This is a genomic window from Bradyrhizobium sp. Kon69, from assembly GCF_055807515.1.
Window position 1 is genome coordinate 1 of sequence record NZ_JBVVOS010000154.1, and the last position, 375, is coordinate 375.

Genomic DNA, 375 nt, shown 5'->3' on the forward strand with positions numbered 1-375 from the left:
AAGTCATTCCTAGTGACCAGACCGAAATCCACGCCGACAAAAGCTCTGTCAACTCGACCATCATCGTTGATGAGAGCCTGGGTAGCCGCTCCTGCTTGAGATTAGCAACTGCCTGCAAGAAGCACCTCATTGCTCCTGTGAGCCCGTATGGCTTGCCCACTTACCTGCACGCAATTATCGCCGATCGGTAAATTTCCTCCGTCCGTGTGAAAATTGAGGCCAAATGATCTGATGACTGTGCTTTGATAGCAGGCGAGCCACACATATGCACTCGTATTCCTAATACGAACCTCGGTGATCCGACCTATAATTCGGGGGGCGGACTTAACTGACTACCTAGTCAACTCCACAAATTGGGATGAGACTTGCGCCTGG

At 50.9% G+C, this 375-nt stretch carries 1 protein-coding gene; it reads left to right on the top strand.

The window, feature by feature from the left end; all coding sequences use genetic code 11:
• On the top strand, nucleotides 1–191 hold a 191-nt coding region (locus tag AC0L3U_RS38640; RefSeq protein ID WP_473364997.1), incomplete at its 5' end, for a hypothetical protein.
• Nucleotides 192–375: the final 184 nt, after the last annotated feature.